General features: G+C 61.9%; 16 protein-coding genes. 7 read left to right on the top strand and 9 right to left on the bottom strand.

Annotated features, from left to right (window positions below; translation table 11 throughout):
• Positions 1 to 560 precede the first annotated feature (560 nt).
• The 6 genes from JNK68_11890 (at position 561) to JNK68_11865 (ending at position 7,917) form a co-directional block, all read left to right on the top strand.
• Entirely contained in the window at positions 561 to 998 is a 438-nt protein-coding gene (locus JNK68_11890) for a prepilin-type N-terminal cleavage/methylation domain-containing protein (GenBank protein MBL8541057.1), read from the top strand.
• Entirely contained in the window at positions 992 to 1,606 is a 615-nt protein-coding gene (locus tag JNK68_11885) for a GspH/FimT family pseudopilin (protein ID MBL8541056.1), read from the top strand. Before JNK68_11890 ends, JNK68_11885 begins: the two co-directional genes overlap by 7 nt.
• A 23-nt stretch (positions 1,607 to 1,629) precedes the next feature.
• A complete protein-coding gene (gene pilV / locus JNK68_11880) occupies positions 1,630 to 2,109 on the top strand; it encodes a type IV pilus modification protein PilV (protein ID MBL8541055.1) in 480 nt (159 codons plus the stop codon).
• 63 nt (positions 2,110 to 2,172) lie between these two features.
• A complete protein-coding gene (locus JNK68_11875) occupies positions 2,173 to 3,294 on the top strand; it encodes a PilW family protein (protein MBL8541054.1) in 1,122 nt (373 codons plus the stop codon).
• Positions 3,295 to 3,326: 32 nt separating this feature from the next.
• Complete coding sequence (locus tag JNK68_11870; GenBank protein MBL8541053.1) at positions 3,327 to 3,932, top strand: hypothetical protein; 606 nt, start codon at positions 3,327 to 3,329, stop codon at positions 3,930 to 3,932.
• 79 nt (positions 3,933 to 4,011) lie between these two features.
• Complete coding sequence (locus tag JNK68_11865; protein MBL8541052.1) at positions 4,012 to 7,917, top strand: hypothetical protein; 3,906 nt, start codon at positions 4,012 to 4,014, stop codon at positions 7,915 to 7,917.
• A 78-nt stretch (positions 7,918 to 7,995) separates the two neighbouring features.
• Here the strand turns inward: JNK68_11865 and ispH are convergent, their stop codons facing one another.
• The 9 genes from ispH to JNK68_11820 all read right to left on the bottom strand — a co-directional run bounded on the left by ispH (position 7,996) and on the right by JNK68_11820 (position 17,756).
• A complete protein-coding gene (gene ispH / locus JNK68_11860) occupies positions 7,996 to 8,949 on the bottom strand; it encodes a 4-hydroxy-3-methylbut-2-enyl diphosphate reductase (protein ID MBL8541051.1) in 954 nt (317 codons plus the stop codon).
• Positions 8,950 to 8,959: 10 nt separating this feature from the next.
• Positions 8,960 to 9,442: a lipoprotein signal peptidase gene (locus JNK68_11855; GenBank protein ID MBL8541050.1), complete on the bottom strand. Its 483-nt coding sequence runs from the start codon at positions 9,440 to 9,442 to the stop codon at positions 8,960 to 8,962.
• 1 nt (position 9,443) lies between these two features.
• Positions 9,444 to 12,284 carry an isoleucine--tRNA ligase gene (gene ileS, locus JNK68_11850; GenBank protein MBL8541049.1) on the bottom strand — a complete coding sequence of 947 codons (2,841 nt, stop codon included), beginning with the start codon at positions 12,282 to 12,284 and terminating at the stop codon, positions 9,444 to 9,446.
• Positions 12,277 to 13,236 (bottom strand): bifunctional riboflavin kinase/FAD synthetase, encoded by a 960-nt coding sequence (locus JNK68_11845; protein MBL8541048.1) that lies wholly within the window; start codon positions 13,234 to 13,236, stop codon positions 12,277 to 12,279. The genes ileS and JNK68_11845 overlap by 8 nt, the downstream gene beginning before the upstream one ends.
• An 86-nt stretch (positions 13,237 to 13,322) precedes the next feature.
• On the bottom strand, positions 13,323 to 14,402 hold the full coding sequence (locus JNK68_11840; GenBank protein ID MBL8541047.1) for a sulfate ABC transporter ATP-binding protein: 1,080 nt from the start codon (positions 14,400 to 14,402) through the stop codon (positions 13,323 to 13,325).
• Positions 14,399 to 15,262 carry a sulfate ABC transporter permease subunit CysW gene (gene cysW / locus JNK68_11835; protein MBL8541046.1) on the bottom strand — a complete coding sequence of 288 codons (864 nt, stop codon included), beginning with the start codon at positions 15,260 to 15,262 and terminating at the stop codon, positions 14,399 to 14,401. Before cysW ends, JNK68_11840 begins: the two co-directional genes overlap by 4 nt.
• A 10-nt stretch (positions 15,263 to 15,272) precedes the next feature.
• On the bottom strand, positions 15,273 to 16,130 hold the full coding sequence (cysT, locus tag JNK68_11830; GenBank protein MBL8541045.1) for a sulfate ABC transporter permease subunit CysT: 858 nt from the start codon (positions 16,128 to 16,130) through the stop codon (positions 15,273 to 15,275).
• 222 nt (positions 16,131 to 16,352) lie between these two features.
• On the bottom strand, positions 16,353 to 16,706 hold the full coding sequence (locus JNK68_11825) for a DUF2325 domain-containing protein (protein ID MBL8541044.1): 354 nt from the start codon (positions 16,704 to 16,706) through the stop codon (positions 16,353 to 16,355).
• A 48-nt stretch (positions 16,707 to 16,754) separates the two neighbouring features.
• A complete protein-coding gene (locus tag JNK68_11820) occupies positions 16,755 to 17,756 on the bottom strand; it encodes a sulfate ABC transporter substrate-binding protein (GenBank protein ID MBL8541043.1) in 1,002 nt (333 codons plus the stop codon).
• A 542-nt stretch (positions 17,757 to 18,298) separates the two neighbouring features.
• On the opposite strand from JNK68_11820, the gene JNK68_11815 reads away from it, so the two are divergent.
• Positions 18,299 to 19,029: molybdopterin-dependent oxidoreductase (locus JNK68_11815; protein MBL8541042.1), on the top strand; the 731-nt coding region annotated here is incomplete at its 3' end.

Genomic DNA, 19,029 nt, shown 5'->3' with positions numbered 1-19,029 from the left:
TCAGCGCCAAAGTGGCGATAACGGCACAGTCCTCCCGGTCATCAAGCGAGGTTGCGAACTGATCGCAGGTACCAAGCGGATGAAGTGTCCTTAACAGGCCGTTGAAAAGCGAGGTTCAAATAGCGGCTCGGGCATTTTGTGTGATGAGTAGCAGCGATTACTTGGGTGGTAGTTCCAGCGTTCTGGCCGATTCGATGAGACGGATCAGATCACGCTCAAAACGACCCGCGACGGCCATCGTCTGTTAGCCAGTCGACTGCCGGCATCCGGACGGGGACAGGCGGCCCGCCCGAAGCGTCCGTCAGTTCCCACGGCCGCGAAAACATACCCCTTCCATCGCTGGAATGAGCGGCCGCTCTCGCAGTCGACGGTCCTCTTTCTCGCCCCGTCGGATATACGGGGCTAGTCACCATTCCGTGGCACAGACCCTGCTCTCGGCGGCGTCCCCCATTGGCGCGCGAGCGCCGCCGTCCAGGGTCGCAATCGGCCCGACAATCGGCGCTCTGTGGCATCCCCCGGAGGCCCTTCCTACCATTGAAGCAGACGAAAGGAGCACTCAGATGACACGTGCAAACGGCTTCACGTTGCTCGAGGTGATGATCACAGTGGCGATCATCTCCATTCTGGCCATGATCGCTTATCCGAGCTACGCCGACTACATGCGGCGAGCGCGCCTCGCGGAGGCACGGTCACAACTCATGGACGTGCGCGCGAAACTCGAGCAGTACTACCAGGACAACCGGCAGTACACGAACGCCAACGGAACCGGGTTTCCCTGCAACAGCACCGTCATCAATACCAACATGAAAAGCTTCGCCTATGCGTGCACGCTGGCCGCGAGCACCTACACGGTTACGGCAACGGGCAACGCCGCGCAGGGCATGTCGGGGTTCGTATTCACGATCAACCAGGACGGCACGCGGGCCACTACCGGTGTGCCTACCGGCTGGTCCAACCCGGGCACCTGCTGGGTCATGAGAAAGGATGGGTCATGCTAGTACCGCGCACGCGCCAACACGGTTTCTCTCTCATCGAACTCATGGTGGGACTTGCGGTGATTGCGTTCGTCCTCATGATGGGTGTTCCCGCATTTGCCACCTTCCTGCAAAACCAGAAGCTGCGGGATGCCGCGACGACGGCACTCGCGGCAGTGAGTCTTGCGCGCGCGGAAGCAATTCGACTGAACGCGAACGTCGAGTTCTTGATGACCGACACGGAACCCGACGTTACCAACTTCGCCGCAGCCACCGCGAGTACGTCGGGAGGCAATCTGTTGGTGCGCGGGAATGTCTACAACCCCGCCACCGGGCAGAACGAGCTAACGATGCTGGAAGCCAAGCTGCGTCGAGAGGGTTCGGGCCAATCCGCCGACATCACGACCGGGGTTCAATTCGCAGCAACCACCGGACGCGTGACGTTCACCCCGCTCGGAGGAACGACGCTCGCAGCCAATGAAGTCGTGCAAGTCACCAATCCCGCGGGCGGCGACTGCAGGAGTGCCGGAGGCACGATGCGCTGCCTGAACGTCCTCATCACGCGTGGCGGACAAATTCGCCTCTGCGACCCGGCCGTTACTGCCGCAGGCGATACGCGGTCCTGCAGTTGATGAACTCGTCGCGAGATCCCGCCATGAAGATAGACCGCTGCAAGCAGAAAGGCGTCACGCTGATCGAGTCGCTGATCGCCATTCTCCTCTTCTCCATGGGCATCCTGGCGCTGGTCGGCATGTACGCGGCTGCCACTTCTCGTACGTCAGACAGCCAATACAGAGTCGAGGCCGCGAACTACGCCAATCGCATCGTCGGACAGATCTGGGCGAACGTTGACCGCTCTACCAGCGCGACTCTGACAAACAGCCTTCTGGCGTTCCAGCACCTGCCTGGAAGCGGTACGTGCTCGTTCTCCGGCAGCGCTTCTGCCAACGCTGCCGTCACCCAGTGGGTGGCCGACATCACGGCTGCAGGAACCGGGCTTCCAGGCGCCACCAACGCCATGCAACAGATACTCGTGGATACCGCCAACGCAAACCGCGTAACCGTGACCGTCTGCTGGCGCACCCCCTCGGATACGGCAGCACACCGCCACGTCCTGGTCGCAAACATCAACTGAGCGCCAACCATGCCGTCGACGACGCCCTTCCTGCAGTTCCCGCAACATCGCGGCGCGAGAGGCATGAGCCTCATCGAAATAATGGTCGGCCTTGTCATCGCGATGCTTGGCATCCTCGTCATCTTCTCCGTCCTGGCCGTAGCGGAAGGACGCAAGCGCACAACGGCGGCAGCAAGCGACGCACAGATGTCAGGAGCCGTCGCCTTGTTCTCCATCGAGCGTGACATCAAGCAGGCGGGATACGGCTTTGGAACCTTCGGTGCCGCCAATCCCATGAACTGCACCGTCAATGCTCACGACAGTCTCCGCAGCAGCGGCAGCCAGGATTTCACGTTCCCGCTCGCCACCGCTCAGATCACCCAGGGTGCTTCCGGTGCTCCCGACCAGTTGGCCGCCTTTTACGGAAATACCGACCTGATCGTTGCCGGAAAGTCGTTCACCTTCTCCACCAACTCATCCAAGGCGACGTCATCGACTCTCGGGGGCCGCACCGGACTCCTCCGAGGCAACGCTCTCCTCATCGCCGGTCCGGTGGGGACTCCTGCGGTGCTCACCTGTCAGCTTGTGGAAGTTACCGGGAACACAAACGCTGACGCCGTGACGATCGATCACGGCACCGGCACTTACACCGCACAAGCAGGGGGGGGCACCGTCACGGCGCGCTACAACAAGACAACCGGTCCGGCTTTCACGAATGGGTTCATCTACGACTTGGGTAACACCCCGCGGCGCAACGTGTGGTCGATCCAGAATGCACGCCTCGTAGTCCAGGACGACCTGCACTGGACCGACGCCGACGCGGACGGTGCCAATGACCCGCTAGCCGTTTACGACGACATAGTCAATCTGCAAGCTGAGTACGGGGTTGCCGTCGACTCGAACGGCGATGGCGCTCTGGACTCAATCGGCTCCTGGACAACCACCGCCCCGCCGGACATGTCGTCCGTCTATGCGATTCGCGTCGGTCTCCTGGCGCGCAGCAAGCAGGCCGAGAAGACAAAGGTCACGACCACCGCACCGCGATGGGCTGCCGGCAGCTTCACCATGAGTAACGCTGACGGCACGACCGATTCGGATCCCGGAGATGTGACGGCAGGTGATCCGAACAACTGGCGAAATTATCGCTATCGGGTGCACGAGACACTCGTGCCCATCCGTAACGTCGTATGGGGAAACCTGAAATGAGCGGCCGGTCACCCTTAGCCTCATACCGTGAAATGAAGAAGCGACAAGGGCGCGCTGTGGCGTACAACTCTCGGCAGCAAGGCATCGTGCTTTTCATCGCCCTGGTTGTACTTGTCGCGATGACACTTTCCGGACTTGCACTGATGCGCTCAGTGACAAGTGACACGTTGGTTGTCGGCAATCTCGCTTCCAAACAGACTGTCACAAGCGCCGGGGATTTGGGCGTGGAAGCCGGTCGCAGCTGGGTGCTTGCTCAACCCGTAGCAAACCTGACGAACGACAACGCGTCGGCCGGATACTTCTCGAGCTGGAATGCAACCTTCAACCCGGTGAACGCACCGGCCAACTGGTGGAAGGACAACGGGATGTCGGTGGCACTCACCGGCACTCCTCTCGACGTCGCAGGAATGGAGGTGCGCTGGGTCATCCACCGCCTCTGCTCCACCGCCAACGTCGAGATCAATGACCCGGCGCAGCAGTGCGTCACCCTGCAGAGTGCCGGATGGGGTTCGTCGAAATCGGCCGGTGCCTACGGGGCAGTGCCCCTCACCAACTCCCAGCAGCCCTACTACCGTGTCACCGCACGCATCGTGGATCCGCGCATGACCGTCAGCTATGTTCAAACGGTCCTGTACTGAACTGGCACCTATACGTGACTTCGGTACTTACCTCACCGACCGAAGCCGATCACATTACATCAGCATCCAGGAGGCTGAAATGGCCCACGCGATACCCCCTCGGACCATCCGCATCCTCAAACGATGCAGCGTTGCGACGCTCACATCGTTTGCTCTTGCGCAGAGTCCGGCCTTCGGTCAGGTAACAGACATTTCCACAGTTCCGCTTTCCAGTTCGTCTACCGCGCTCGTCAAGCCGAACATCCTTTTCGTGCTCGACGACTCCGGTTCCATGAGCTGGACCCACATGCCGGATGCGCTGTTCCAAACCAGCGGCAGCGGATGGACTGGACTTATCGACAAGGTGGGGTACCGCAACTACCTGTGCAATACCGTCTATTACAACCCGAACACCACGTATCTACCGCCGCGCAAGGCCGATGGTTCGAGCTATTCAAATGCATCCTTCACCGCAGCGCTCTACGACCCGTACACCGCACCTACAGGAACAACCACTGATCTCAGCGCCAACTTCAAGGCCTTCGACGACGCCAGCTGCTGGGACGGAAGCAAATGCAGCGCGCACTACACCGAGAGCGCGCAGCCCGCGTACTACTACACTTGGAAGGGTTCAGGTCAACCGGTCGACGCCCTTTTCTCAAATGTTCTCACCGGAGAATGCGCGAAGGCTATCTCCTCTCCCGGCTCGAACTGGACGAAAGTCGTTGTGGGATCGAGTTCAGGACCTGGCAGCACCGACGAGCGCACCAACTTCGCCAACTGGTACAGCTACTACCGCACGCGGATCATGATGATGAAGGGCGCTAGCAGCCGAGCCTTCGTTCAGCTTGGTAGCCAATACCGCGTCGGCTTCATCACCATCAATCCAGGCAGTCCGGTATCGAGTGGCGACTACCTCGGGGTCTCGGATTTCGATTCGACGCAGAAATCCAATTGGTTCACCAAACTATTCAGCCAAAGCCCGAGCGGTGGCACGCCGTTGCGAGAAGCCCTCTCGCGCGCCGGTCGTTACTTTGCTGGGTATCAAAACGGCATCAACAACGGAATGAGCGGTGACCCGGTTCAGTATTCCTGCCAGCAGAACTTCACGATCCTCACCACAGATGGCTACTGGAACGGGAACGGCGGCGAGCAGCTCGACGGAACGACGAACATTGGCAACTACGACGGTGACATCTCAAATGCGAACTCGCCGAAGCCGATGTGGGATGGCAGCATAAGTTCCACCGTCAAGGATACGACCACCGGTAAGACCTATTCGACTGCAACCTGCACCTACAACGCGACTCAGACATATAGCTGCCCAACCAGGAGCAACCCCAATAAGACTTGCACTCAGACCGTGCAACAAACCGGCAGCAAGATCGTCCTTACTACGACAACGACCATTCGCACGAGGCAGTACAGCGGCACTTCCGTGGTAAGCGACGTAACTGGCGCGCCGACGATGGCGACGTCCGACTACAACAGCTGTTCTGCCAACCCGGGCAGCCCACCTGCTGCAACCTCCACCACAGCCGCCGCCACGACCACTGGCACAGACGCCAGCTCGAACTCCCTGGCGGATGTCGCCCAGTATTACTACATCACCGACCTTCGCACGAGCGCCACGAAAGCCACCGGGGCGCTCGGTAAGGACGTGACGACGAACAACGTGCCATCCGGGGGTTCTGGTCCCGAAGACGACAAGGCCAGCTGGCAACACATGACGACGTTTACGATGGGGCTCGGCCTGACCGGCACACTCGTCTACGACCCCAACTACCAGACTGCTGCCACCGGAGACTTCGCGTCAATTCGTTCCGGTGCCAAGACCTGGCCGACGCCTTCTTCGGACAGCCCAAGCGCCCTGGACGACCTGTGGCACGCAGCGGTCGACGGGCGCGGCCGATTCTTTAGCGCCGGCGACCCGGACTCGGTGGTTTCGGGACTGGTGACAGCATTGACCGGCATCAACGCCCGAGTGGCCGCTGCCTCTGCTGCGGCAACGTCGAATCTGGAGCCGGTCGCGGGTGACAACTCGGCCTATACCGCGAGCTACACTACCGCCGAATGGACGGGCGAGCTGACAGCGCGGTCGATCGACCTCACCACGGGCGTTGTCAGCCAAACACCGATCTGGTCGGCGCAAGCAAAGCTCGACGCCAAGGTCGGTGCAGCCTGCGATAACCGCAACATTTACCTCTTCCGCAGCACTGCAACCAACAAGCTTGTAGATTTCAAGTGGAATACACAGTCCTGCGACGGCACCGGCGCCCCGACGGGTACAGCTGAGACGACACTTGATTCCACGGAGCAGGGAAACTTCAGTTCCGCCAAGGTGCAGCTCTTCAGTCAATACAGCATGATGACCGATGGATCGAGTGGTACGGTCAACCAGAGAAGCACCGCTGCAGGGGCGACTCTCGTCAACTTCCTGCGCGGTCAAAGCGGGAAAGAGGGTTTCATTACGAACGACCTCAACAAGCTCTATCGTACGCGGACCCACATTCTTGGTGACATCGTCAATGCGCAGCCGGTGTTCGTTCGGCAGCCATTTGCGAACTACAGTGACGCTGGCTACAGCGCCTTCAAGGCCGCAAGGACAGGTCGTACCCCGATGGTTTACACAGCGTCCAACGATGGCATGCTTCACGCCTTCTACGCCGGAACGTCTCCCACCGACTCGCAGGGCGGGCTGGAAGCCTGGGCGTTCATCCCGACACTGGTGATCGATAAGTTGTGGAAGCTAGCCGACAACAACTATGCGAACCTTCATGACTACTACGTCGATGGGACGCCAACCGTAAGTGACGTTGCAGATTCCAGCGGCAATTGGAAGACTATTCTTGTCGGGGGTCTGGGCGCCGGCGGACGAGGCTACTATGCGCTCGACATCACGGATCCGGCAAACCCGACTGGACTCTGGGAGTTCAAACAAGGTGCGTGCTTCTCGGGGACGACCCTCTATACCGACTGCAATCTCGGTTACTCCTTCGGTAACCCAGTCATCAGCAAGATCGCGTGGAGCGGTTACTCCGAGGGTCGCTGGGTCGTCTTCGTCACGTCCGGCTACAACAACGTCAACAGCAATGCCAACGACGGCAAGGGTTATCTCTACGCACTCGACGCCCTGACTGGCCAAATCCTGCTCAAGATAGGTACGGGCGTCGGCACTGCAACTCAGCCCAGCGGTCTCGGCAAGATCACCCCGTGGGTCAACGACACTCTCACCAACAACTACACCGACCGGGTCTACGGGACGGACCTACTCGGAAACGTGTGGCGCTTCGACGTGAACGACACCTACGGTCCGGCTGGCCGCGAGGCGCAATTGCTCGCCACGGTCAAAGATGCAGTCAATGGCACCCCACAGGCGATAACGACAAAGCCGGAAATCGCCGAGCTGGGGAGTCCCCCGGCACCCTTCATCTACGTGGTGACCGGACGGTATCTTGGCGGAACGGATATAGGCAACACGCAAAAGCAGACCGTCTACGCCATCAAGGATCCTCTGACGTCGACCACGCTCCCTGATCTACGCACGATCCTGGTGGGTCGAACAATCAGTACTGCCACATCTGGCGGGTCGAGCTATCGAACCGTTGATTGCGCTCTCAACTGCTCCAACAGCACCGACAACGGCTGGTTCGTGGATCTTCCGGACAGCGGTGAACGCGCGAACATCGACCCCAAGCTTCAGCTCGGGACCCTCGTCGTCGCGAGCAACGTCCCGCAGAGCACAGAGTGCGTGATCGGTGGCTACAGCTACATAAACAACTTCGATTTCAGGAGCGGACGTGCCGTCTCGTCGGCTTCGAATGGCAGCATCGGCAACAAAGTCGCTGACGCGTTGGCTGTCGGCTTCAATATCGTGCGCCTGCCTGACGGCAAGACCGTCGAGATCATAACGACCTCGGACGCGAAGCAGACGACTTCTCAGACTCCGGTCGCAATGCCGGCACCGGGGGGGCGCCGCACGAGCTGGCGCGAGATCATGCAGTAGTCGAGATCGGACGGGGACGCAACGAGCGCCCTCGCCCGTTCCGTTTCTGGTTTACCTCCCGCCCGGGGTTACTGCGCGTCAGACGCTACCTCGGGCGGTTTCGCGTTCGCCGCTACCCAAGCCCTTCGGGATCGGGAAAACAACGTTCTCCGTAATCCCCTGCAGTTCGCTCACCTGCGCGGCACCCAGCGCACGCAAGCGCTCAACCACTTCGGCCACAAGCACCTCCGGCGCTGATGCGCCGGCAGTGACTCCCACCCTCTTCTTTCCCGTGAGCCATGCAGGGTCCAGTTCGGCAGCGCTGTCGACCATCTGCGCGCTGACGCCGAGATTGAGCGCCACCTCGCGCAGGCGATTGGAGTTGGAACTGTTCGGAGAGCCGACCACGATCACCAGATCGCACTGCTGCGTCATGAACTTGACAGCATCCTGACGGTTCTGGGTCGCATAGCAGATATCGTCTTTCTTCGGACCCACGATGTCCGGAAAGCGCGCCTTCAGGGCACTAACGATGGCCGCCGCATCATCGACTGATAGCGTTGTTTGCGTAACGAAGGCGAGATTGCCGGGATCGGCAACCTGCAGCCGATTGACATCAGTCACTGTCTCGACGAGATGCATGCCGGCGGCCGACTGCCCCATCGTGCCCTCGACCTCCGGATGGCCGCGATGCCCGATCATGATGATCTCGCGGCCCTGCTGGCGCATCTTGGCGACTTCGGTGTGAACCTTGGTCACTAGCGGGCAAGTGGCATCGAATATCCGCAGTCCGCGCGCCTGCGCATGATCGCGCACCTGCTGGGACACGCCGTGCGCACTGAAGACCACCGTCGCACCTGTCGGGACCTCTTCGATCTCTTCGACGAACACCGCCCCCTTCGCCCTCAAGCCATCGACGACGAACTTGTTGTGAACGACCTCGTGGCGTACGTAGATCGGTGCACCGTGGATGGCGAGCGCGCGCTCGACGATCTCGATCGCACGATGGACTCCGGCGCAAAAGCCACGCGGATTGGCGAGCATTACGTCCATGCGATTTTCCCTATTTGACGGCGGTTTCAGGAAGCGTGCCGTCCTCCTGCTTGCCGAAGCTCACCAGGATGAGCAAGGCAGCGCCGCAGGTGATGGACGCGTCGGCGACGTTGAATGCCGGCCAGTGATAACCCGCCGCATGAACATCGATGAAGTCGACCACGGCGCCGAGGATCAACCTGTCGAAGAGGTTGCCTATGGCGCCACCCAGGATGAGGGCGAGTGCAAGCGAAAACAACCGCCGCTGAGGACGCGCAAGCAGATAGAGCACCCAGACGCTCGCGGCGGCGGCGACGGCGATGAAGAACTTGTTCTGCCACCCCGGCTGATCGCTGAGAAAGCTGAACGCCGCACCCGGATTGTAGACGAGCACGAGGTTCAGGAACGGCAATACCTCGATCGCCTGGCCGTAGGTCAGGACGTGGTGAATCCAGTACTTCGTCAACTGGTCGAGCACCACCACCAGGAGGGCGACACCCAGCCAGGGAAGCATTCTAGGCAAGGACACGCTGTTCTCCGGACCCGAAGAGATTGGATACACAACGACCACAGATCTCCGGATGTGCGGGATCGGTCCCGACATCGGCCCGATAGTGCCAGCAGCGGCCGCACTTGCTGTTGGCGCTTGGCGAGACCCGAAATGACACGCCGTTCAATAACGGCTGGGCATCGGGATGGCTCCCCGGGTGCAGCCGCGCCTGACTCGTCAGGAACACGAAGCGCAGTTCATCGCCGTGTTCCGCCAGAAATCCGAAGTCGGCTTCAGACCGGGCATACAAATCCACCTCGGCCGCCAGTGATGAACCGATCTTGCCGTCCGCACGCAACTCTTCCAGGCGCTTCTGCACACCTGCACGCAGTTCGCGGATCTCCGTCCAGCGCGACCGCAGTGCACGGCTGGCCGCGTCGTCGATTGCCGGCATCTCGTGCCAGGTGTGTAGAAAGATGCTGTCGTCGTCATTGCGCGTCAGCACGGCCCAGGCCTCTTCTGCGGTGAAGCTCAGGATCGGAGCAATCAACCGCAACAAACTGTGCGCGATGTGATAGAGCGCCGTCTGCGCTGACCGTCGCGCGTCTGAGTCAGCGCCGGCGGTATAGAGTCGGTCCTTGAGAATATCGAGATAGAACGCCCCCAGTTCCTCGGAACAGAAGTGATGGAGCCGCTGCACAGCGAGATGGAATTCGAAGCGCCCGAAATGACCGCCGCCCCAGGTGCCGCCCCCCTGAAGTTCGCCAGCAACTGCCGCCTGCGTCTCGCGCGCGAGCACCAGCGCGTAGCGGTCGATCTCGAGCCATTCCTCGACCGGCAGGCTGTGCCGCGCCGGTTCGAAGTCGGCGAGATTCGAGAGCAGGAATCGAATCGTGTTGCGGATGCGCCGGTAGGATTCCACGACGCGTTTGAGGATCTCGTCCGAGATCGAAAGCTCGCCCGAGTAATCAGTAGCTGCGACCCAAAGCCGGAGAATGTCCGCGCCAAGCGTATCGACCACCTTTTGCGGTGCCACGACATTCCCCAAAGACTTGCTCATCTTGCGCCCGCGTCCGTCCACCACGAACCCGTGCGTGAGAAGCGCATCGTAAGGCGCACGCCCCGCAATGGCCGATGACGTGAGGAGCGACGACTGGAACCAGCCCCGATGCTGATCGGAGCCTTCGAGGTAAAGATCCGCGGGCCAGCGCAACCCCGGTGTCCGCCGCAACACGCTCTCATGTGTCGTGCCGGAATCGAACCAGACATCGAGCGTATCTGTCGACTTGACGTAGTCGCGGGCCTCGGCGCCGAGCAGATCCTCCGCCTCAAGACTGAACCAGACCTCGATGCCGCCCTCCTCCACCATCGTCGCAACGGCTTCGACGAACTCCGCGGTGCGCGGATGCAGCAGTCCGGTTTCCTTGTGGACGAAGAACGGGATCGGCACCCCCCAATTGCGCTGACGTGAAACGCACCAATCGGGTCGATTGCGAACCATCCCCTCCAGCCGCGCGCGACCCCATGCCGGGTAGAACCGCGTCGCTTCCACCGCCCGCATTGCAGTCTCGCGCAGTGTGGCAGCCTCGCCGCCCGTAAGATCCATGCCGATGAACCACTGCCGCGTGGCGCGGAAGATGATCGGGGTCTTGTGTCGCCAGCAGTGCGGATAACTGTGTTCGATCTTCTCGTGTGCGAGCAGCACGCCGCGCGCCGCCAGCAGATCCACGATGATCGGATTCGCCTCCCAAACCGTTTTGCCGCCCACGACCGGCACCGTCGCGACAAAGCGGCCATCCCCGCCTACCGGGTTGTCGATCGGAAGGTGGTAACGCGCGCCAACGACGTAGTCATCGAGACCGTGCGCCGGTGCCGTGTGCACGAGCCCTGTTCCCGCGTCGAGCGTCACGTGCTCGCCCAGGATGACCGGCACCGTTCGCTCCTGAAACGGATGGGCGAGGCGCAGATGCTCAAGCTTTGCGCCGCTCGCCACCGCAAGGATCTCCTCGACCGCGAGGCCGTAGCGCGCGAGACACGCGTCGGCCAGCGAGCGCGCCAGCATCAGCAATCCCTTTGCCGTGCGCGCGAGAACGTACTCGAGCGCGGGGTTGACGCTCACCGCCTCATTCGCCGGCAGTGTCCACGGGGTCGTCGTCCAGATCACACCGGCTGCTGGACCACGGATATCGGCCAGCCCGAATCGCTGTGCAAGATCGCGCAGATCGACCACCGGAAAGGCAACATCGATCGCCGGCGAAATCCTGTTCTCGTACTCCACCTCGGCCTCGGCCAGCGCCGAGCCGCAGTCCACGCACCAGTGCACCGGCTTCGCACCCTGGTACAGATAGCCACGCGCCTGGATGCGCCCGAGAGCGCGAATGATCTGCGCTTCGGTTCCGAAATCCATGGTGAGATAGGGATGGTCCCAATCGCCAAGGATGCCCAAGCGCACGAAGTCCGCCTTCTGCCGCTCGACTTGCGCGCGTGCGAACTCGCGGCACAGGCGCCGGAACTCGTTTTGCTCGACGTGCTTGCCGTGAAGCTTCTCGACCTGATGCTCGATCGGCAGACCATGGCAGTCCCAGCCGGGGACGTAGGGCGCATCGAAACCCGACATCGTCTTCACCTTGACGATGACGTCCTTCAGGATCTTGTTGACGGCATGCCCGATATGGATATCGCCGTTGGCATACGGCGGCCCGTCGTGAAGGATGAACTTGGGTCGCCCGGCAGCCACCTCGCGGATACGCCGATAGACGTCCCGGGCGCGCCAGGACTCCAGCATGGCGGGTTCACGCTTGGCCAGATCGCCGCGCATGGGAAACGGCGTATCGTGGAGATTGAGTGTGCTCTTGTAGTCAGCCATTCTGTATCAGAACCTGTCTTGCCCTGTCGCGCTCGAACCACGCCCGTGTCTGCGCGACATCGAGACCGATCTGGCGCGTGAGCGCCGTCAGGTCCGGATACTTGCGCTCCTCCCGCAGCCGTTCGAGGAAGGCGATGCGTACGTGCGCACCATAGATCTCGCGCGCGAAGTCGAGCAGATGAATCTCGAGCACGGGCTTCCCGCGTTCTCCCGCGAGGGTCGGCCGCACACCGAGGCTCGCCGCGCCGGCAAGCGGGCCTTCCGGCAGACCGTGGATCTCGGCCACGAAGATGCCGGAGAGCGGAGGGCGGTTGTGTTTCATCTGCACGTTGGCGGTCGGGAAGCCGAGGGTGCGACCGATGCGGTCGCCGCGGACGACGCGACCGCTGATGCTGTAGGGCCGGCCGAGCAGACGCGCCGCGCAATCGATGCGGCCAGCAGCGAGAAACTCGCGGATCGCCGTGCTCGATACGCGCAGCCCCCCCACCTCCACGCTTGGCATCTCCGCCATCTCGAAACCCAGCGTGCGGGCAGCCGCCCGCAGCATGCCGCTGTCCCCCGCGCGGCGAGCGCCAAATCGGAAATCGTCCCCCACCAGCAGCCAGCGCACATCGAGCCTCGCCTTCAGGATGTCGTGGATGAATTCCTGCGCGGACACGCGCGCGAAATCGAAACTGAAGCGACAGATGTAGACGCGATCGATGCGGTGACTGCGCAGCAACTCGAGTTTTTCGCGCAGCGACGTGAGTCGGGTGGGTGCCTGATCCGGCGCGAAGAACTCCCGCGGATGCGGCTCGAAGGTCATCACACAGGCGGGCGCGCCGAGCGCGGTCGCCGCCTCGCGCAGGCGCCGCAGCATGGCCTGATGGCCCAAGTGCACGCCGTCGAAGTTGCCGATCGTCAGCGCAATCGGCCGGTCGGCTGAGGCAGGTATCGTGCGATGAACGTTCATAGCCGGGCAAAGACTTTGAATTCTAGCCTTTCCCGGCCACGCGGGTCCAGGCACGAGGCCTCACCCGCGCTTGAAGAGGCGCTTGATTAAGTCAGGTCAGGTGACGCCGGCGCAGGAAAGACCTTGAAGCGACGCGGCCGCAGAAACACCCGCTCACCCGCGATCACGTCGAGTGCGCGCCAGACTTCCCGACTCACCTCGGCCTCGATCGGTTGATCACCGTCTTCGAGGCTCACCTCCAGGCGCACCCGCGGTCCTACCGGGATCGCCCGCTGCAGGATTGCGGGGATCGCAGCTTCATCGCCCGCGCTGCGCAGCACCTCGATCTCGTGCGGGCGTGCATAGGCTTCCGCCGGCGCATTGCTGGCTGCGGCGTGCTCGGGCGCATCGAGAACCAGATCCCCGATCTCGGCGCGCCCCTGGTGAACGCGACCATGAAAGAGATTCACGCTGCCCAGAAACTTGTAGACGAAAGGTGTCGCCGGATGCTCGTACACCTCCTCGGGCGTGCCTATCTGTTCGATGCGTCCCTCGTTCATCACGACGACGCGATCGGCAACCTCCAGCGCTTCTTCCTGATCATGTGTGACAAACACGCTGGTGATGTGCATGTCGTCGTGCAGATGACGCAGCCAGCGCCGCAGTTCCTTGCGCACTTTCGCGTCGAGCGCACCGAACGGCTCATCGAGAAGCAGCACCCGAGGCTCCACTGCGAGCGCCCGGGCGAGTGCGACGCGCTGGCGCTGGCCACCCGAAAGTTGATGCGGATAGCGGTCGGCAACCCAGTCGAGCTGCACGAGTCGCAGGAGCTCCAGCACCTTTTGCCGCACCTCGCCTTTCGGCGCGCGGACACTTCGCGGCCGCACCTGCAACCCGAAGGCCACGTTGTCGAATATGGTCATGTGGCGGAAAAGGGCGTAATGCTGGAAAACAAAACCCACCCGCCGTTCGCGAACGTGCTGCGACGTGGTGTCCTCGCCGCAGAAGAGGACCTGTCCGGCGTCGATGGTTTCGAGGCCCGCGATGGCCCGCAGAAGCGTGGTCTTGCCGGATCCTGATGGGCCGAGCAGAGCGAGCAGTTCGCCGGTCTTCACCTCCAGGCTTACGTCCTTGAGGGCGGCGAAGGTGCCAAAGCGCTTGGAAACGTTGCGTGCTTCGATACTCATGCGGACTCCTGAATCCCCCGGAATCGGGTTTCGACGATGGTCTTCAAAACCAATGTTATGAGCGCGAGCAGTGCGAGCAGGGACGCAACTGCGAAAGCTGCAACGAAGCTGTACTCGTTGTAAAGGATCTCGACCTGCAAAGGCATCGTGTTGGTGGCACCCCGTATATGACCGGAGACGACGGACACCGCGCCGAACTCGCCCATCGCGCGCGCGTTGCATAGAATGACCCCGTACAAGAGCCCCCACTTGACGTTGGGCAGCGTCACGCGCCAGAACGTCTGCCAGCCGCTCGCGCCGAGGACGACGGCGGCTTCTTCTTCTTCCGACCCCTGCGACTGCATCAGTGGAATCAACTCTCGCGCGACGAACGGAAACGTCACGAACACGGTCGCGAGCACGATGCCGGGGACGGCAAAGATGATCTTGATGTCATGCTCTCGCAGCCACGGTCCGAACCAGCCCTGCGCCCCGAACAGGAGTACGAACACCAGGCCCGCGATCACCGGAGAGACCGAGAACGGAAGATCGATCAGGGTCGTCAGAACGCTCTTGCCCGGAAACTCGAACTTCGCGATCGCCCATGCGGCCGCCACACCGAATACCAGGTTGAGCGGCACGGCGATGGCTGCCGTGAGCAGCGTCAGGCGAATCGCTGCAAGGGCGTCCGGATCGGTGATCGCACGCCAATAGACGGCCAGCCCCTTCTTCAATGCCTCGTGGAAGACCGCGCCCAGCGGCACGAACAGGAAGAGCGTGAGAAAGCTCAAGGCGAGCCCGATCAATACCAGGCGCACGACGGGCGGCTCGCGGGTGCTGCGGGCGCCAGCCACCGACGGCAAGGGAAGAACTGCGCTCATGCTATGCGCCTCATGCTTCGCCGCGGCGGCGGCGCGTCCACCACTGCAGCAGATTGATGACGAGCAGCAGGATGAAGGAGATCACCAGCATCACCACTGCAATCGCGGTGGCTCCCGCGTAGTCGTACTGCTCCAGCTTGGTGATGATGAGCAGCGGCGTGATCTCGGAGACCATGGGAATATTGCCGGCGATGAATATCACAGACCCGTACTCGCCGATGGCCCGCGCGAACGCGAGCGCGAAGCCGGTCAACAGCGCCGGCAGGATGGTCGGAAAGATCACCCGTGCGAAGATCTGGAACCGGGTCGCGCCCAGCGTGGCTGCCGCTTCCTCCAGCTCCGGTTCGAGTTCCTGCAGCACCGGCTGCACCATGCGCACCACGAACGGCAGCCCGATGAAGATCAAGGCGATGAGCACGCCGAGCGGTGTGAAGGCGATCTTGATGCCATAGGGCTGGAAAAGCTGGCCGATCCATCCGTTCCCGCTGTAGATCGCGGCGAGCGTGATCCCGGCGACCGCCGTCGGCAGCGCGAACGGCAGATCGACCAATGCATCCACCACGCGGCGCCCCGGAAAGGAGTAGCGCACCAGCACCCACGCGACGAGCGTCCCGAAGACGGCATTGACGAGCGCCGCCAGAAAGGATGCACCGAAGGTCAGGCGGTACGACGCTAACACGCGCGGCGTCGTCGCGGCCGCCCAGAAGTCCGACCAGCCCATCGTCGCTGCCTTGAAAAACGTGGCAGAGAGCGGAATCAGCACGATCAGGCTCAGATACAGGAGCGTGAAGCCCAACGCCAGACCGAATCCGGCAAGGACGGTATGGCGTCGGCGCAATGAGGGAAGATGCGCTGCAATCGCACTCATGAACGCGTGCCCTTGGTCCGCAGGCGCTCCAGGGCCGCCGCCGTACTCCCGACGCTGCACCTGCGCGAAATATCGCTTGTTCTCGTCTTCATGTCCTCACCCACACGGTCTCATCCGCTGGTTTTGCGGTTTGGCGCCCGGACGCGGCCGAAGTGGCGCTTCACCAAACGTGGAAGTATGTCCGAGCCCTAACTAACCCAGAAGTACACTATTGGAATTACCTTATCGCCGAAGCGCATATAGCTCACACGAAGCTGTGCGCCCGGATCCAGCGCTCGACCCCTGCGGCAGTTGCGGCGCCGTGAGCATTCCGATCTTCTGCCTAAGCTCGACTGCAGACCGCCGGCTGTAGATCAGTTGAAGACCCTGTCGCTGCGCCTTTGCCCGCACCTTGTGCAGAAGGTTGTGATTCACGTAGTCGAAGAGGACAACGACGAGATCCATGTCCGGCGGGATGGTGCGATTCACATCTCTCACCTTGCGCCCGCCCCAGTGTTCGACGCGCTGCAGCCCAAGCGCCGCCAGCTGTTCGACCAGCCCACCGATGTGATCACCGCCCACGATCAGCGCGTTCACGCATTCGTCCTCGTCACGGTCACGCACTCACACGGGCGTCGTCGCGATTCACTTGCGCTCGTAGATCTGGTCGAAGATCGCACCGTCGCTGAAGTGCGTCTGCTGCGCTTTCTGCCAGCCTCCGAAGACTTCCTCCACCGTGAAGAGCTTGAGCTTTGGAAAGCTGGCGGCGTATTTCTCGGCAACGCTCTTCGCTTGCGGCCGGAAGCTGTGCTTTGCCGCAAGCTCCTGACCCTCGTCTGAATAGAGATATTCGAGATAGGCTTCCGCAATCTTTCGCGTCCCGCGCTTGTCGACGACCTTGTCGACCACGGCGACCGGGTTCTCGGCAAGGATGCTGGCGCTGGGATACACGACATCGAACGCCTCCGCGCCCTGCTCCTTCTTGATCAGCGCCACCTCGTTCTCGAAAGTGACGAGGACATCGCCGATACCGCGCTGCGTGAAGGTCGTGGTCGCCGCCCGCCCGCCCGAGTCGAGAATGGGGACATTGCGGAACAACTTGCCGACGAATTCCTGCGCATCCTTCTGCGTTCCACCGTTCTTGAGCTTGTAGCCCCAGGCCGCGAGATACGTGTACCGCCCATTGCCGGACGTCTTCGGATTCGGAATGATGACTGCGGCGCCCGGCTTCACGAGGTCGTCCCAATCCCGGATGCCCTTGGGATTGCCTTTGCGCACCAGGAACACGGTGGTGGAGGTGTACGGCACGCTGTTGTACGGAAACCGCTTCTGCCAGTCGGCCGGGACGAGGTCGCCGCGTTCGTGGAGCAGGTCGATGTCGTTGGCCTGATTCATCGTGATGACATCTGCCTCGAGCCCGTCGGCAACCGACCTCGCCTGCTTGCTGGACCCCCCGTGCGACTGGTTGATCGTCACCGTCTCGCCGGTACGCTGCTGCCATTGACGCGCGAAGGCGGGGTTGTATTCCTTGTAGAACTCGCGTGTCACGTCATACGAAACGTTCAACAGGGTCGTCTCCCCGCGCACGGCTCCGACGTTGATGAAGAGAAGGACGGCGAGTGGCAGCGTCCAGCGCGAAGCGAACATTCCAATCTCCTGTGGTTATCGAACGCTGCCGGCACTTCCCGGGTGAGGCGATGCCGTTCATCGGCCCGGACGCTGTCTTCTTCGCGCCCGCGGCGCGCCAGAGCGCCACGCTGCAGCGCATTATTGCGATGCATCATGCCCAAAATCCAATATCTCATCAAATAATAATCATCACTGTTGTTATTCTTTTTCGCTCATTGTGCGTCTTCGTGCGGTCCCCGAACCCTGAAAGATCGGCCCGCCTGGCATCAGCCGTTGACGGACTCGGCCCCCATCGCCTCGACGCAACCTCCTGCCGGTACCTCTACCATCGTCGAGTAGCGCGGACAACGCACGACCATCGGTACCCACCCCACGCAGAATTAGCCGGCTGCGCTTCGCTTGCGGACGCTCAATGTCAGTTGATGGCGTCTCGCACTCCGTCTATATTTCCAAACACCGGAATCGGCTCGCGCGCCAACGCGTTCAGCTCGCGAGACCGGCACAATAAGGCGGTATAGGGAGGTACTGCATGCCGGAACACCATAACAGGAGGGGATCACTTGGACATCAACCGTCGGCAGTTCCTCAAAGTCTGCGCGGCCGGGGTCGGCAGCTCGAGCCTAGCCATGCTCGGCTTCTCGCCGCAGCCCGTACTGGGAGAGGCGCGCAGTTTCAAGCTCGCACGCACCACCGAGACACGCAACACCTGTCCTTACTGTTCAGTAGGCTGCGGCATCCTGATGTACAGCCTGGGCGACAACGCCAAGAACGCCAAGGCTGAAATCATCCACATCGAAGGCGATCCGGACCACCCCGTCAACCGCGGCACCCTCTGTCCGAAGGGGGCGGGTCTCCTCGACTTTGTACACAGCGAGAGCCGCCTCAAGTACCCGGAGTATCGCGCCCCCGGCAGCAACGAGTGGAAGCGCGTCTCCTGGGACGAGGCATTCGACCGCATCGCCAAGCTGATGAAGGCCGATCGCGACGCCAATTTCGTCGTGAAGAACGCCGACGGCCTCACCGTCAACCGCTGGCTGACGACGGGCATGCTCGCCGCGTCCGCCTCCAGCAACGAATCAGGCTACATCACGCACAAGGTGGTGCGCAGCCTGGGGATGCTCGTATTCGACAATCAGGCGCGTGTCTGACACGGCCCGACGGTGGCGAGTCTCGCCCCGACGTTTGGCCGTGGAGCAATGACGAATCACTGGACCGACATCAAGAACACTGATCTGGTCCTGATCATGGGCGGCAATGCCGCCGAAGCGCATCCGTGCGGCTTCAAGTGGGT

Source organism: Betaproteobacteria bacterium (assembly GCA_016791345.1).
GTDB lineage: Bacteria > Pseudomonadota > Gammaproteobacteria > Burkholderiales > JAEUMW01 > JAEUMW01.
This window is presented reverse-complemented; position numbering and strand designations above follow the sequence as displayed.